General features: G+C 74.0%; 11 protein-coding genes. 8 read left to right on the top strand and 3 right to left on the bottom strand.

Annotation, left to right across the window (positions count from 1 at the left end):
- The first annotated feature begins 66 nt into the window (after positions 1-66).
- The 7 genes from OP18_RS09755 (at position 67) to fabG (ending at position 9181) form a co-directional block, all read left to right on the top strand.
- Positions 67-945: a hypothetical protein gene (locus OP18_RS09755; RefSeq protein WP_052386457.1), complete on the top strand. Its 879-nt coding sequence runs from the start codon at positions 67-69 to the stop codon at positions 943-945.
- A gap of 261 nt (positions 946-1206) precedes the next feature.
- A complete protein-coding gene (locus tag OP18_RS09750; RefSeq protein WP_033358646.1) occupies positions 1207-4227 on the top strand; it encodes a putative bifunctional diguanylate cyclase/phosphodiesterase in 3021 nt (1006 codons plus the stop codon).
- 109 nt (positions 4228-4336) lie between these two features.
- On the top strand, positions 4337-5581 hold the full coding sequence (locus OP18_RS09745; protein WP_245635317.1) for an aminotransferase class I/II-fold pyridoxal phosphate-dependent enzyme: 1245 nt from the start codon (positions 4337-4339) through the stop codon (positions 5579-5581).
- Positions 5581-6777, top strand: a complete 1197-nt coding sequence (locus tag OP18_RS09740; protein WP_052386456.1) for an MFS transporter — start codon at positions 5581-5583, stop codon at positions 6775-6777. Before OP18_RS09745 ends, OP18_RS09740 begins: the two co-directional genes overlap by 1 nt.
- Before the next feature lie 85 nt (positions 6778-6862).
- Positions 6863-7270: a YybH family protein gene (locus OP18_RS09735; RefSeq protein ID WP_033358429.1), complete on the top strand. Its 408-nt coding sequence runs from the start codon at positions 6863-6865 to the stop codon at positions 7268-7270.
- Between the two features lie 4 nt (positions 7271-7274).
- Complete coding sequence (locus OP18_RS09730; RefSeq protein ID WP_033358428.1) at positions 7275-8435, top strand: thiolase family protein; 1161 nt, start codon at positions 7275-7277, stop codon at positions 8433-8435.
- An 8-nt stretch (positions 8436-8443) separates the two neighbouring features.
- Positions 8444-9181 carry a 3-oxoacyl-ACP reductase FabG gene (gene fabG / locus OP18_RS09725; protein WP_033358644.1) on the top strand — a complete coding sequence of 246 codons (738 nt, stop codon included), beginning with the start codon at positions 8444-8446 and terminating at the stop codon, positions 9179-9181.
- An 18-nt stretch (positions 9182-9199) separates the two neighbouring features.
- Here the strand turns inward: fabG and OP18_RS52205 are convergent, their stop codons facing one another.
- Both OP18_RS52205 and OP18_RS09715 read right to left on the bottom strand, forming a co-directional pair.
- Entirely contained in the window at positions 9200-11737 is a 2538-nt protein-coding gene (locus tag OP18_RS52205; protein ID WP_162189762.1) for an Hsp70 family protein, read from the bottom strand.
- A 32-nt stretch (positions 11738-11769) separates the two neighbouring features.
- The gene (locus OP18_RS09715; RefSeq protein ID WP_211273482.1) at positions 11770-12489 is read right to left on the bottom strand and encodes a Dps family protein; all 720 of its coding nucleotides are present in this window, start codon (positions 12487-12489) and stop codon (positions 11770-11772) included.
- Positions 12490-12588: 99 nt separating this feature from the next.
- Between OP18_RS09715 and OP18_RS09710 the strand changes: the two genes are divergently transcribed.
- Positions 12589-13458, top strand: a complete 870-nt coding sequence (locus tag OP18_RS09710; RefSeq protein ID WP_033358427.1) for a hypothetical protein — start codon at positions 12589-12591, stop codon at positions 13456-13458.
- A 16-nt stretch (positions 13459-13474) separates the two neighbouring features.
- On the opposite strand, the gene OP18_RS09705 is transcribed toward OP18_RS09710, so the two are convergent.
- Positions 13475-15808: a tetratricopeptide repeat protein gene (locus OP18_RS09705; protein WP_052386454.1), complete on the bottom strand. Its 2334-nt coding sequence runs from the start codon at positions 15806-15808 to the stop codon at positions 13475-13477.
- Positions 15809-15899: the final 91 nt, after the last annotated feature.

Below are 15899 nucleotides of genomic sequence, written 5' to 3'. Positions count from 1 at the left end.
GCCACTGCTCCGAACCGGGTCTATCCTCTCCGGGTGGCATCTTGGAGTTGGTTCTTCCTCGGCGCGATGATCGCCGCCTACGGGGTGGCCAACCTGCTGCAATCCGTCGCCGCCGCCCGCACCGACCTGCACCACGGGTTCCACCCGATGCTGCTGCTGCGCCTGGGCCGGCACAAGTCCTACCTCGTCGGCGTCGCCTGCCAGTTCGGCGGGTTCGCGCTGGCCTTCTTCGCCCGACGCGACCTGCCGCTGTTCCTCGTGCAGTCGGCCATGGCGGCCGGGCTCGGCGTCACCGCCCTGCTCGGCGTGCTCATCCTCAAGTGGCGGCTGCCCAGGACCGAGCTGGCGCTGCTGGTGCTGCTCGCCTTCGGGCTCGCCGCGCTGGTGCTGGCCGCCAAGCCGGCACCGTCCAGGCAGCTCGGCACCCCCGGGATCGCCGGCCTCATCGCCGCGCTCGGCGCCATCGCGGTCGTCGGGTGGTTCGCCGGTCGCCTGCACGGGGCGCCGGGCTCGGTGGCGCTCGGGGCGCTGTCCGGCGTGGCGTTCGGCGCGGCGGCGGTCGCGTCGCGGCCTCTCGCTTCGGCCGACAACCTCGGCCAGTTCTTCACCGATCCGCTGTCCTACCTGCTCATCGCCCACTCGCTGGTCGGCCAGCTGCTGCTGGGCCTGGCGATGCAGCGCGGCTCGACCACCGCCGCGGTCGCCGCCATGGACGCCGCCGGCGCGGTGCCGGCCGCGCTGGTCGGCCTGCTGTTCCTCGGCGACGGGGTGTGGCCGGGCCGGGAGTGGCTGGTGGCGGCCGGCTTCGTAATCACCCTCGGCAGCGTGATCGGGCTGAGCTTCTACGCCGAGCCGCAGCACCACCACCAGATCACCCGCGAGGCGAAGACCCTCGTGCTCAGGGGCGGCGTCCCCGTCAGCGCCCGGCGCCCCGCCGGCCGCTGAGCTTTTCGCGCCCCCGGGTACACCCGCCGCCACGCCACCCCCACCGGGCACCGGCTCCCCAGGTACATCGGCAGCCGCGACATCACCAGAGGCCACCTGCGTCACGGCAGTGACCACGCCGGCCGCTGTCAGCCGTCCGGCGGCACGTCCGGCAACTCGACCGACCCGACCCGCACCCCGGTATTCGTTCAGACCTCCACCGCGTGACCGATCTGGTCAGTCGCGGAGATCTCCGCACCGGCGAGCGGAATGGAGGCGGACGTGCTGACCCGCACACTCAGCGCGTGGTTCGCGGCCTGGATGGCGCTGCTCACCGTGGCGTTCTACCTGTGGCCCGGCCAGCACATGCTCTGGTGGGGCGCGATCGGCATGTCCAGCACGGCCGGGGTCCTCGTCGGCGTGCTCGTGCACCGGCCCCGGCGGCGCTGGCCGTGGCTGCTGCTGGCCGCGGGCCTGTTCGCGTTCGGCGCCGGCGACTTCCTGTACAACCTGCTCACCGACGTGTTCGGGATGACCAACCCGTTCCCGTCGGTCTCCGACGTGCTGTACCTGACGATGTACCCCCTCGTCGCGGGCGGCCTGCTCGGCTTCATCCGGTCCCGGACCGGCCGCAACGGCCGCGACAGCCTGCTGGACGCCGCCACGCTGACCATCGGCCTGGCGCTGCTGGCGTGGATCTTCCTGATCGACCCGTACGTGCGCAGCACCGAGCTGACGCTCGTGCAGAAGCTGGTCTCGATCGCGTACCCCCTCGGCGACGTGCTCACCCTGGCGGTGTTCACGCGGCTGATCACCGGCGGCGGGCGCCGCAGCCGATCGATCACGATCATCGGCCTCGGCACCGCCGGCCTGCTCGTCGCCGACGTCGCGTACGGCCTGATCCAGCTCAACGGCGCCTGGCAGGTCGGCGGCGCCACCGACCTCGGCTGGGTGCTCTGCTACGGGGCGTGGGCCGCGGCGGCGCTGCACCCGTCGATGGTGGAGCTCACCGAGCCGGCCAGGGCGCAGTCCGCCGAGGTCGGGGTCCGCCGCATCGCGCTGCTCGGCGGCGCGTCGCTGATCGCGCCCGGCGTGCTGCTGGTCGAGGCGAGCCTCGGCACGGTGCGCGACGCGGCCGTCATCGCCGTCATGTCCGGCGTCATGTTCGTCCTCGTCCTCGCCCGCCTCGCCGGGGTGATGGGCAACCACCGCCAGTCGACGGCCCGCGAGCGGGAGCTGCGGGAGGCCACGACCACGCTGGTGTCGGCCGCCGACGCCGGCGAGACGCTCGCCGCCGTGCGGCACGCGGTCGACCGGCTGCTGCCGGCCGGCGTGCCGCACACGGTCGTGCTGGTGCGGGCCGAGCGGGTCGACGACCCCGGGCTGGTCCGGGTGTCCGGGCTCGACCCGCAGGCGCGGGAGCTGCTGCGCGGGCACAGCTCGGCGCTGCGCCACCCGATGGGCGTCGAGCGGGACATGCTCTACGTCGGCGCGCCGACGGAGGCCCTGCAGGCGCTGCAGCCCACGTTCGAGGTGCTCGCGTCGCAGGCGGCGATGGCCCTGGAGCGCATGACGCTGACCGCCGAGGTCAACCGGCGCAGCAGCGAGGCGTACTTCCGGACCCTCATCCACAACACCTCCGACGTGATCCTCATCGTCGACGAGCACGACCTCATCCAGTACGCGAGCCCGTCGGCCGGCACCGTGTTCGGCGACGAGCGGCTCGCCGGCTACGAGCTGTGGGAGTTCGTCGCCGCCGACGAGCGGCCCCGCCTCGCCGAGCTGCTCACCCAGGTCCGCGGCGGGCTGCACGCGCACAACCGGATGGACCTGCGCGCCGAGCGCGTCGACGGCGGCGGGCTGCTGGTCGAGGTCGACTGCCGGGACCTGCGCGGCGACCAGACCGTCGGCGGCCTGGTGCTCACCGTGCGGGACGTGACGGAGCGCCGGCAGCTGGAGGAGCAGCTGATCCGCCAGGCGTTCCACGACGCGCTGACGGGCCTGGCCAACCGGGTGCTGTTCCAGGACCGGGTGGAGCAGGCGGTCGCCCGCGCCAAGCGCGACGCGCAGCTGGACAACCACCCGGCCCGCGGCCCGGTCGGGGTCCTGTTCATCGACCTCGACGACTTCAAGATCGTCAACGACACGCTCGGCCACGCGGTCGGCGACGCGCTGCTGATCGCGGTCGGCGAGCGGATCACCGCCGCGCTGAGCGGCACCGACACGGTCGCCCGTCTCGGCGGCGACGAGTTCGCCGCGCTGATCGAGGCCGAGTCGATGACGGAGCTGGAGCTGGCGGCCGAGCGGATCGTCCTCGCGCTCGCCGAGCCGTTCGAGATCGGCGGCCAGGACGTCAACGGCATCTGCAGCATCGGGCTGTCCACCACCGTCGACGCGAGCTCCGCCGAGGAGCTCATGCGCCAGGCCGACCTCGCGCTGTACGTGGCGAAGGGCGCCGGCAAGGGCCAGTGGCGGCGCTACCAGTCCGACCTGCACACGGCGGTGCTCGAGCGCCTGGAGCTGCGCGCCGCGCTCGACCAGGCGGTCAAGGAGCAGCAGTTCGTCCTGCAGTACCAGCCGATCGTGGACCTGGAGACCGGCTCGCCGCTGGGCTTCGAGGCGCTCGTACGGTGGAACCACCCGACCAGGGGCATGATCGCGCCCGGCCACTTCATCGAGGTGGCCGAGGAGAGCGGCCTCATCGTGCCGATGGGGCGGATGGTGCTGCAGCAGGCGCTGAACACCGTCGGGCGCTGGCAGCGCTCCACGGCGCCGGGCGCGCTGCGCTACATCAGCGTCAACGTCTCCGTCCGGCAGTTCCGCACCCCCGGCTTCGTCGAGGAGGTCCGGCAGCTGCTGCGGGCCTCCGGCGTGGAGCCCGGCACGCTGCTGCTGGAGATCACCGAGAGTCTCCTGCTGCGCAACGACGAGCAGGTCAGGGCCGACTTCGACGCGCTGCGCGCGATGGGGGTCCGGCTCGCCATCGACGACTTCGGCACCGGCTACTCGTCGCTGTCGTACCTGCAGCACATGCCGATCGACGTGCTCAAGATCGACAAGTCCTTCATCGACGACATGCTGGACTCCAGGCAGCAGCGGGCGGTCATCACCGCCATCGTCACCCTCGCCCAGACGCTCGACCTCGCGGTCGTCGCCGAGGGCGTCGAAGAGCCCGCACAGGCCGCGGCGCTGCGCGAGATGGGCTGCCCGTACGGGCAGGGCTACCTCTTCGCGCGGCCGCTGTCCGAGCCGGACGCCTTCGCCATGATCCCCAAAGCGGCGCCCTTCGCCGCGATGGCCTGAATCACCCAACCGGACCGCAACCCGGACGGAACCGCCGCGGCTCCGCGCGTCCATCGCAATGGAATGCACCACCCTTCGACGAAAGGCACCAGGAATGACCGTCAGCCCGATGCACAGCGCCAAGGCCAGCTACGTCCGCCGTGACGGACGGTGGGCCGACCTGGAGCGGCTGCGCACGAGCAGCCCGATGTACGACGCGACGATCGAGGAGATCGCCGGGCGGCGTATCCGGGTCGGCCGGCACTGGCTGTCGGACTTCGCCTCCTGCAACTACCTCGGCTTCGACCTCGAGCCGGAGATCATGGACGCGGTCGACCCGTACATCCGCACCTGGGGCACCCACCCCAGCTGGTCGCGGCTGCTGGGCAACCCGAAGCCGTACATCGAGATCGAGGAGCGCCTCACCGAGCTGCTCGGCGCCCCCGACACCCTCCTGCTGCCGACGATCACCCACATCCACATGTCGGTGATCCCGATCCTGGCCGGGCAGGGCACGATCTTCCTGGACTCGCAGTCGCACAAGACGATCTACGACGGCGCCATGTACGCCAAGGGCCTCGGCGCGACCGTCGTGCGGTTCCGCGCCAACGACCCGGAGCACCTCGAGGAGCTGCTGAAGGCCGCGCCGGCGGGCGGCGCCCGCCTGGTCGCCATGGACGGCGTCAACTCGATGACCGGCCTCGCCCCCGACCTGGCCCGCTTCGCCCAGGTCTGCCGCGAGAACGACGCGCTGCTCTACGTCGACGAGGCGCACGGCTTCGGCGTCATCGGCGAGCGCACCCCGGACGAGACGTCGCCCTACGGCTCCCGCGGCAACGCGATCGTCCGGTACGCCGGCGAGACCTACGACAACATCGTGCTGGTCGGCGGCTTCTCCAAGTCGTACTCGTCGCTGATGGCGTTCCTGGCGCTGCCGACGTGGCTGAAGAACCACCTCAAGGTGGCGGCCCCGCCGTATCTGTACTCGGGCCCGTCGCCGACGGCGTCGCTCGCCACCGTCATGGCCGGCCTGGACGTGAACGACAAGCGCGGCGACGAGATCCGCGCCGACCTGTACCGCAAGACGATGAAGGTGCTCGACCACGTGCGCGCCCTCGGCCTGTACACGCCGAACACCGGCACCACGCCGATCATCGAGCTGCCCCTCGCGGAGGGCCAGGACATCCAGCAGGTCGGGCAGTTCCTGTGGGACCGGGGCATCTACGTCACCCTGGCCGCCTACCCGCTGGTCCCCCGCGACCAGGTCGGCTTCCGCGTGCAGGTGACCGCGGCCAACACCGACGAGGAGCTCGACCAGCTCAACGCCGTGCTGTCGGAGCTGGCCGACCGGCAGCAGCTGCGCGACGCGGCCTGATGGCGAAGCACCGCGCTGCGCGCCCGCTGCCGGGTCTGCTCGTCCCCCTCCGGCAGCGGGACTTCCGCCTGCTGTGGACGGGGATGAGCACCTCGCTGATCGGCGACGGCATCCTGCTCGTCGCGCTGGCCTGGCAGGTGTACGCGCTGTCCGGCGCGCCCGCGGCGATGTCGGTCGTCGGGTTCGCCCTGTCGCTGCCCCAGGTCGCCACGCTGCTGTTCGGCGGCGTGATCAGCGACCGGTTCGACCGGCGGAAGATCATGCTGTGCACCGACCTGGTGCGGGGCGCGGTGCTCACCGTCCTGACCGTGCTCAGCCTGACCGGCGTGGTCCAGGTGTGGCACATCGTGGCGCTCGTGGCCGTCTACGGCGCCGCCTCGGGCTTCTTCGGCCCGGCGTTCGACTCGATCGTGCCGCAGCTGGTGCCGGAGAAGGACCTGGTCCGGGCGAACGCGCTGGACCAGTTCGTGCGGCCGGCGGCGCTGCAGATGGCCGGGCCCTCGATCGGCGGCATCCTGATCGCGATCGGGGGTAGCGGGTTGGCGTTCGCGCTGGACGCGGCCACGTTCGCGGTGTCGGCGACGTGCCTGTGGCTGATGCGGCCCGTGGTCCGCGAGCAGGACGACGAGGCGGCGGGCTCGGTGTGGGAGGAGTTCAAGGAGGGCATGAGCTACGTCCGCCGCAACGTGTGGCTGTGGGGCACCTTCCTCGCCGCGACCTTCGCCTACCTGCTGTTCATCGGCCCCACCGAGGTCCTGCTGCCGTTCGTGGTGAAGCACGAGCTGCACGGCAGCGCCGGCGACCTCGGCCTGGTCCTGGCCAGCGGCGGCATCGGCGCCATCGCGGCGGCCCTGGTCGTCGGCCAGCGCGGCGTGCCGCGCCGCTTCATGCCCTTCATCTACGTCACCTGGACCCTGGCGACGCTCGCCGTGGCGGGCTACGGCCTGGCGACCGCCTCCTGGCACCTGGCCGTCGCATGTGCCCTCGTCAACGGCCTGGAGGCGGCCGGCACCATCGCCTGGGCGACGGCGAAGCAGCGGCTCGTGCCGGAGGAGCTGCTCGGCCGGGTCTCCAGCGTCGACTGGTTCATCTCGATCGCGCTGGTCCCGCTGTCCTACGCCCTCGCCGCGCCGGTCGCCTCCGCGATCGGCGTGCACAACACGCTCGTCGGCGCCGGCGTCCAGGTGACGGCATGAGCGGCCCGCAGCGCAGCGGAGGGCTGCGAATCAGCAGCTCAGGGTGGAGCTCAGGCCGGCGCCGCAGCGCAGCGGAGGTGACGGCGTGAGCGATCCCATCGAGATGGTGGACCGGCTCGGTCTGGCGTTCCTGTCGCAGGATGTCGCCACGGTACTGGCGTGCTTCGTGCCCGACGACGACATCACGTACGTGGGCAGCGAGGCGGGTGAGTCCGCGACCGGCCGGGCCGAGGTCCAGAAGCTGCTCGAGGGCCTCTTCGACCGGCCGGAGTCGTACAGCTGGCAGGCGACCGCCGCGACCGTGCACACCGTCCCCGGCGGGGCGTTCGTCCTGGCCGAGGCCGACGGCGAGGAGCACCACCCGGACGGGTCGGTGACGTCCTTCCCCTACCGGGTGACGGGGCTGCTGTCGCGGCGCGCGTCCGGGGTCTGGCTGTGGCGGGCCGTCCAGGGAGCCGAGCCTACTACCGCCTGCCTAACAGTGTTAGTTTAAGGGCATGCGTGCCGTCTACTTCGCCGCCGCGCGGCGGACCCCGATCGGGAAGCTGCGCGGCGGCCTCTCCCACATCCGCCCCGACGACCTCGCCGCGGCCGTGATCCGGACCCTGGTCGAGGGCATCGACCCCGCCCGCGTGGACGAGGTCTACTGGGGCGCGGCCAACCAGGCCGGCGAGGACAACCGCAACGTCGCCCGGATGGCGGTCCTGCTCGCCGGGCTGCCCGACACCGTGCCCGGCGCCACCGTCAACCGGCTCTGCGCGTCCGGCATGGAGGCGGTGACCGTCGCCGCCCGCACGATCGCCGCGGGCGAGGCCGACGTGGTCGTCGCCGGCGGGTCCGAGTCGATGAGCCGGGCGCCGTTCGTGCTGCCCCGCCCCGACGACGCCCTGCCCAACGCGATGGCGATCGCCGACACGCGGCTCGGCTGGCGCCTGGTCAACCCGCTGATGAAGGACCTGCACGGGCTGCTGTCCATGGGCGAGACCGCCGAGGAGGTCGCCGCCCGCTACGGGGTGTCCCGCGACCGGCAGGACGCGTTCGCGCTGCGCAGCCACCAGCTCGCCGCCGCCGCCCGCGACGCCGGCCACTTCGCCGACGAGATCGTCGCCGTCGACGGGGTCACCACCGACGAGGGCATCCGGGCCGACACCAGCCTCGCCAAGCTCGGCGGCCTCAAACCGGTGTTCAAGGCCGGCGGCACCGTGACCGCCGGCAACTCCTCCCCGCTCAACGACGGCGCCGCCGGCCTGCTGCTGGTCAGCGAGGACGCGCTGCACGAGCTGGGCCTGGAGCCGCTCGGCCGCTACGTGGCCGGCGCCTCCGCCGGCGTGCACCCCGACGTGATGGGCATCGGCCCGGTCCCCGCCACCGGGCGGGTCCTCGCCCGGAGCGGCTGGAAGCTCGGCGACGTGCAGTCCGCCGAGCTCAACGAGGCGTTCGCCGCGCAGGCCCTGGCCGTCACCGACCAGCTCGGCCTCGACCCCGACATCGTCAACCCGTCCGGCGGCGCGATCGCGCTCGGCCACCCCCTGGGCTGCTCCGGCGCCCGCATCCTGACCACCCTGCTGCACCGCATGCGGCGCACCGGCGCGGCCCGCGGGCTCGCCACCATGTGCGTCGGTGTCGGGCAGGGCTCCGCCGTCCTCGTGGAAAGGTGATCCGCACCGTGACATCGTCCAGATTCGCCGGCAAGACCGCCGTCGTCACCGGCGCGGCGCAGGGCATCGGCCTGGCGACCGCGCGCCTGCTCGCGGCGCAGGGCGCCCGCGTCGCGCTGCTCGACCTCGACGCCTCCCGGATCCCCGAGGGCGTCGGGACCGCGTACTCGTGCGACGTCACCGACCAGAGCGCCGTCGACCGCACCTTCGACGCCGTCGCCGAGGAGCTCGGCTCGCTCGACGTGCTCGTCAACAACGCCGGCATCACCCGCGACAACCTGCTGTTCAAGATGCCGTTCGAGGAGTGGAACGCGGTCCTCACCACCAACCTCACCAGCATGTTCCTGTGCTGCCACGCCGCGCAGCGGCACATGGTGCCGGCCCGCTCGGGGCGCATCGTGAACCTCAGCAGCCGCTCCGCCCTCGGCAACCGCGGCCAGGCCAACTACGCCGCGGCGAAGGCCGGCGTGCAGGGCCTCACCGCGACCCTGGCGATCGAGCTGGGGCCGTACGGGATCACCGTGAACGCGGTCGCGCCCGGGTACATCGCCACGCCGATGACCGCCGCGACCGCGACCCGGGTCGGCAGCACGCCGGAGGACCACCAGCAGGAGGTGGCGGCGCGCACGCCGCTGCGCCGGGTCGGGCAGCCGGAGGAGGTCGCCGCCGTCATCGCGTTCCTGGCCAGCGACGAGGCCTCCTACGTCTCCGGCCAGACCCTCTACGTCAACGGCGGCGCCCGCTAGCCCTCTGCCCGGCGGCCGCTACTTGACGACCACGTCCAGCTCGGCCACGTCGGACGGTTTCCTGGCGTCGCCCGCGACGTCGACCACGCGCAGCTTGTACGTGCCCGGCACGTACTTGAACTGGAACCCGAGGTTGCGCGCCGACGCCAGGTTCTCCGACCCCGACGACATCGCCTCGTTCGGGGCGGTCTTCGGGGCGACCTCGGTGCCGTCCGGCAGGCCGAGCCGGAAGTGTTCGGAGCCCACGTACTGGCTGCTCTTGCCGTTGTAGCGGATGTCGACCTTGCAGGTGAGGACCCGGTTGTCCTTGAGCGCCTGGCCGTTGTAGTCCAGGAAGCCGCCGCGCACGTCGCAGGTCGTGAACGCGACCTCCAGGTCGTGGATGGTGACCTTCTTGTCCTTGAGCACGTTCACCGGCTCGTAGGCGACCACCTCGCCGCCGCCGAGCGGGATCCTGGCCTGCGCCTCCTTGCCCTCGCCGATGAGCAGCGTGCCGGTGGCGATGCTGACCTTCAGCGGGTCGTACACGGCGAAGGAGACGTGGAAGTTGCTCTTCTGGCCGCCGGAGACCTGCGACGTCTCCTGGAACGAGCCCGGGTACTCCTGCCCGCCGATCTGGAACGCCATCCGCACGCCGTAGGACTGCACGGTGTCGTCGCCGAGGTTCTCCATCTGGACCTCGGCGACCAGCCGGTCTTCGTCGGCGTCGGCGTCGTAGACCATCTTGGCGAAGGTCAGCTTGACCTGGCCGTACCAGACCGACTTGTCGATCTCGACGGTCTGCTGCTTCGCGCCCGGCCTGGCGTCCCTGGTGCCGGCCGGGGCGGCGGCGGTGCCGCCGCGGTTGCCGGTCGCGGCGGTGGTGGCCTTGTCGGCCGCCTTGTCGTCGCTGACGGCCCGCAGGCCGAGGACCCCGCCGGTGCCGAGCAGCAGCACGAGCAGGACGGCGGCGCCGACCACCAACGCGGTCTTCCGGCCGCTCGACCGGCGCGGCGGCGCGGCTCCCGGGCCGCCGACCTGGCCGAACTGGGCCGTCGGCGCGGACGGCGGCGGGGCGCCGAAACCCGCGGGCGGGCCGCCGGGCGTCGCCGGGCCGCCGAACCCGCCGGGCGCTGCCGGGGCGCCGACGGGCGCGACGGGTGGCCCGCCGGCCGGTGGGGCGCTGCCGGGGGCGCCGCTCACCGGGGGCGCGCCGGGCGGCATGCCGCTGGTGGGCGGGGCCGACACCGGGACGCCGGACGACGGCGGGAGGCCGCCGATCCAGGTGGGCGGCGACGACGGCGACGCGGCCGGTGACATGGGGCCCGGCACCGGCGCCGAGACCGGGGCGGCCGCGCCGAGGCCGGTCGCGGCACCCGCCGGGCCGGAGACGGGGGCGCCGTGCGGGCGCTGACCGGACAGCGGCACCCCCATCGGCGCGCCCATGCCGGGCGGGCGCGGCCCGGTCTGCGGCGCGCCGGCCGGCGCGGGGCGGCCCGGCATCGCGGCGATCGCGCTGCCGAGCGCGACCACCAGCTCCGGCTGCTCGATGATGGTGGGTGCGACGCCGAGGCGCTGGTGCAGCAGCGTGCTGACCATCGGGATCCGGCTCGAGCCGCCGACCAGGAACAGCCCGGCGATCTGGTCGGGGCGCACGCCCGCGCGCTGCAGCGTGCCGGCCGTCAGGTCGACGGTGCGCTGCAGGTACGGCCGCGACACCTGCTCGAACTCCGCGCGCGTGACGTGCAGGTCGACCTCGAACAGGGGCACGTGCACGCCCGCCGACGAGGTGCGCGACAGCTGCTCCTTGGCCGTGCGCACGTCCTCGCGGAGCAGGAAGCTGCGCCGGCGCGAGAGGTCGTCGGCCGGCTCGGTGAGCTGCCGCCACCGCTGCGGGTCGGTCGTCGCGAGGGTCTGGCCGAGCTGCGCGACCAGCGCGGCGTCCAGGTCGACGCCGCCGACGTCGGGCAGGCCGTCGCTGGCCAGCACGTCCCAGCCGCCGTCGGGGCGGCGCCGCAGGACGGACGTGTCGAACGTGCCGCCGCCGAAGTCGTACACCACCAGGACCCCGCCGGGCGGGATCTGCCGGCCCATGACGGTGGTGAAGTAGGCGGCGGCCGCGATCGGCTCCGGCACCAGGATCGGTGCGGGCATCCCGGCGCGGGCCGCGGCGTCGGCCAGGACGGATCGGCGATGGGTCGCCCAGTTCGCCGGGTAGGTCAGCACCGTGCGCACCGGCATGATGCCCAGCACCCGCGACGCCTCGTCGGCGGTGCGCCGCAGGACGGCCGCGAGCAGGTCCGACACCGGGTACTCGCGGGCGCCGAGCAGCACCGTGCCGTCGTCGACGCGGCGCTTCGGGTTGGGCTCGAAGCGGCTCGGGTCGAGGCGTGCGCTGCGTTCCGCGTCCTTGCCGGTGAGCAGGTGCCCGTCGACCTCCGCGAACACCGACGACGGCAGCAGGAAGCTGGCGTCGAACAGCAGGGGCTGGCTGCGACCGTCGGCAGAGGTCAGCGCCGCGACCGTGTGGGTGGTGCCCAGGTCGACGCCCAACTGCGAGTCGGATTGCCTCGTCACGCCGACACGGTAACCCCTTGCATCAACGCCGGTTACTGGCCCCGGGGCTTGCCGACCTCCTTGATCGTGTCCTCGGTGCGCACGAGCGGCGTGTCGACCAGGTGCTCGGCCAGGAACCACGCCTGCAGCTCGCCGGTGCGGATCACCTGGGAGACGAGCAGGTCGTTGGTGCCGTCGTCACCCATGTCGGCGACCCGGTCCGCGGCGTCGTGCGCCTCGGTGAGGATCATCTCGTGCGCCTCGAGCAGCCGCGACAGCATCGCCGGCACCTCCTCCGCGCCGTCCGGCGGCCGCGGCACCCGGGTCAGCTCCGCGACGTGCCGCGGGTCGCCGACCGCGATGCCGCCCATGGTCTGCACCCGCTCGGCGAGCGCGTCGATCAGCTCCAGCTGCTCGGCCGCGTGCTTGTCCAGCAGCAGGTGCAGCTGGTAGAACGTCGGGCCGCGCATCAGCCAGTGGTGCTTCTTGTACAGGGCGTACAGGATCTGGGTGTCGGCGAGGACCTGGTTGAGCCGCTCGCACGAGTACGACCGGGCTTCCGCGGCCAGCGCGACCGGGAACTGCCGGATGGAGCCGAACCGCTGGATCTCCCGGCCCTGCTGGTGCAGCCACGGCTGGCTGCCGGTCTTTTTCTTCGCCGCCGTGCCGGCGCTCTTCGTCGCCGGGGTGGCGCTCTTCGCCGCCGTGCCGGCGCTCTTCGTCGCCGGGGTGGCGCTCTTCGCCGCCGGCATGGCGCTCTTCGCTGCTGGCATGTTCTTCGCTGGTGGCATGGTGGCGCTCTGCCCACCGCCGTCCCGGCGAACCTCACCCGGGGGCGGAACCGGAGGGTGGCCGGCGCCGTCAGAAGGGGTATGACTCAGCTGCGCGTGCTCGCCGCCATCCTGCTCCTGCTGGTCGCCGGCTGCGCCGCCGAATCCCCCGGCGGCCCGTCCGGCGGCTCGTCGGCGGGCGCCGTCTCCTACGGCCCCGACGAGCTCGTCCTGCGCGTCGACGTGTCCGGCGGGCTGGTCCCGGTCGCGATGACCGTCACCGAGGTGCCGGCGCTGAGCGTGTACGGCGACGGCCGGGTCGTCACCGACGGGCCGGTGATCGAGATCTACCCGGGTCCGGCGCTGCCCAACGTGCAGCTGCAGCGGATCAGCACCGCCGGCGTGGCGAAGCTGGTCGACCTGGCCGTCGACGCCGGCGTCGGCCGGCACGCCGACCTCGGCATGCCCAACGTCGCCGACGCGCCGACGACCCACGTCATGGTCCGCACCGCCGCCGGCGAGCAGGTCACCGACGCCCCCGCGCTCGGCATCGGCGAGGACTCGCTGCCCGCCGCGCAGCGCGCCGCCCGCCAGCGCCTGCAGCGCCTGGTCGAGTCGCTGTCCGACCTGCGCTCGACGCTCGGCAGGGACGCGGTGTCCGAGCCGGTGCCGTTCCCGGCGTCCGGCGCCGCCGCGGTCGCCGAGCCGTGGACGGAGCTGGGCGGCGACCAGGGTCTGGCCCCGCAGCAGCCGGTCGCGTGGCCCGGTCCGGCGCTGCCCGGCGAGGCGGTCGCGGACCGGCCGGGCGTGCACTGCGTCAGCGCCACCGGCGAGGAGGGCCAGCGGATCCTCGCCGCGGCCGGGAAGGCCAACACCCGCACCCCGTGGTCGTCGGCCGGGTCGTCGTGGCAGGTCACGTTCCGCCCGTTCCTGCCGGGCGAGTCGACCTGCGCCGACCTGACGCACCGCTAGGCCGCCCGGCGCGGCGTCAGGCCGCGGCGACCCGGCGGCGGACCTGCTCGGCGTCGGGGTGGCCGAGGTCCTCGAGGATGGCGAGGGCGGCCAGCCAGCACGCCCGGGCCCGCTGCTGGTCGCCGGCCGCGCGGTGCAGGTCGCCGAGGTGGGTCTGGGTCTCCGACTCGCCGTAGCGGTCGCCGATCTCGCGCCACAGGTCGAGGGCCTGGTGGTAGCACTCGGCGGCCGGCTCGTGCTCGCCGAGCTGGTGGTGGATGAAGCCGATGCTGTCCCAGCTGTACGCCTCGCCGGTCCGGTCCCCGATCCGCTGCTGCAGCTGCAGGGCCTGGTGGCAGTAGTCGAGGGCCTCGCGGTGCTCGCCGGCGGCGGCGTAGGACCAGCCGAGGTTGGCCAGCGCCGCGCCCTGCCCGGCCTGGTCGCCGGTGGCGCGCAGCAGGTCCAGGGACCGCAGCAGGTGCCCGATCGCGTCGCGGGGGCGCGACTGCCGGTCGGCGATGAAGCCGAGGTTGCCGTGGACCCTGGCCCGGCCGGCGTCGTCGCCGATGCGGCCGTACCGGTCCAGTGCCAGCTCCAGGTGGACGGCGGCGTCGTCGTAGTCGTGCATGCGGATGCAGGCCCGGCCGAGCTGGTGTGCGCTGACCGCCTCGCCCGCCGCGTCGCCGGCCCGTTGCGCGGCGGCGAGCGCGATGCGCTGCACCGCGAGCAGGTCCGGCCAGTGCCCGCGCCGGTCGAGATAGTCGACGAGGGTCCACGCCAGCCGCCACGCGTGCCCGTCGTGGCCGGTCACGGCGGCCTGCCGCACGGCGGCGAGCAGGGTGTGGTGCTCCACCGCGTACCAGGCGAGGGCCTGCGCCTCGGTGCCGGGTGAGGCGGCGGTGCCGACGTCCGGCAGCGGCACGCGGTGCGGGTCGAGCAGCAGCGCCGCGGTGTGCGCGGTGCGCAGGTGGTGCTCCAGCAGCCGCAGCGTCGCCGCGGCCCGCTCGGCGGCGCCGTCCAGGGTGCCGGACAGCTCGGCCGCGTACGCGCGGAGCAGGTCGTGCGCGACGAACCGGCCGGGTGCGTGCTCGCTCAGCAGGCTCGCGTGGGTCAGCTCGGCGAGGGCCCGGCGCGCGTCGGCCGCCTCGCCGAGCAGCGCGGCCGCGGCGGCCCGGCCGACGTCGGGCCCCGGCACCAGGGCCAGCAGCCGGAAGAGGGCCGCGGCCTGGGCGCTGAGCCGCTGGTACGACCAGGAGAACACCGACCGCACGTCGGTGGCCGCGGCGGCGTCGCGCAGCACGGCGAGCCGCCCGCGCTCGGCGCGCAGCTCGCCGGCGAGCACCCCGAGCGGCAGGTCCGGGTGCGCGGCGGCGCGGGCGGCGACGACCACCAGCGCGAGCGGCAGCCGGGCGCACGCCTCGACGATCGCCTCGGCCGCGGCCGGGTCGTCCTCGACGCGGGCGGAACCGGCGCGGGCGGAACCGGCGCGGGCGGAGCCGGCGCGGGCGGCCAGCAGCCGGCGGGCCTCGCCGGCGCTGAGCAGGTCGAGCGTCACGGGCACCGCGCCGTCGGTGGCGACGAGCCCGGTGAGCTGGTTGCGGCTGGTGACCACGACCAGGCTGCCGGACCGGCCGGGCAGCAGCGGCCGGACCTGCTCGGCGTGCGCGGCGTTGTCCAGCAGGATCAGGACCCGGCGGCCGGTCAGGACGCCGCGGTACAGCCCGATCCGGGCGTCGAGCTCCGCCGGGACCTGGTCGGGGGCGACACCGAGCGCGGTGAGGAACGCCCGCAGCGTCTCGTCCGCCGTCACCTCGGTGGTGCCGGGGCCGAAGCCGCGCAGGTTCACGTACAGCTGCCCGTCGGGGAACCGGTCGGCGACCTGGTGCGCCCAGTGCACCGCGAGGGCGGTCTTGCCGACCCCGGCGGTGCCGATGACGATGACGGTGCCGGCGGCCGCGGTGAGCCGGGCGATCGCGGCGTCCCGCCCGGTGAAGGACTCCGGCGCGGCGGGCAGCTGCCGCGGGATCCCGTCGCGGGCGGCGCCGGCAGCGGCGCCGGGCTCGTCGCCCCGGCTGTGCTCCTCGGCCCGGTCGCGGGCGTCGGCGAGCGCGCCGAGCTCGTCCGGTGACGCGTCGAGCAGCTGCACGAGCGCGTCGAAGCGGTCGGTCGGCGGCAGGATCTTGCCGGTGAAGTAGCCGCCGATGCTGCCGTGGGACCAGCCGGTGCGCCCGGCCAGCTCCCGGTAGGTCAGTGGCGGGTCGCCGCGCCGCCGCGCCTGCCGCCGGCGCAGGTGCCGCAGCAGCTCGGCGAGGTCGTCGACGCTGGAGACCTTCGAGGCGAGCGTGAGGACCGCCGCGCTGTCGCTGTCCACGGTGGACGGCGGATCAGCTCTGCACCGGTCTGCCCGCGTCCATCAGCCGGTAGTTGGACCGCCCTTGGCCGGGGTGCGCCTTGCCCGGGCC

Source organism: Dactylosporangium aurantiacum, assembly GCF_000716715.1.
Taxonomy (GTDB): domain Bacteria; phylum Actinomycetota; class Actinomycetes; order Mycobacteriales; family Micromonosporaceae; genus Dactylosporangium; species Dactylosporangium aurantiacum.
The sequence above is the reverse complement of the archived record's forward strand: the minus strand, read 5'-3'. Positions and strand labels throughout refer to the sequence as shown.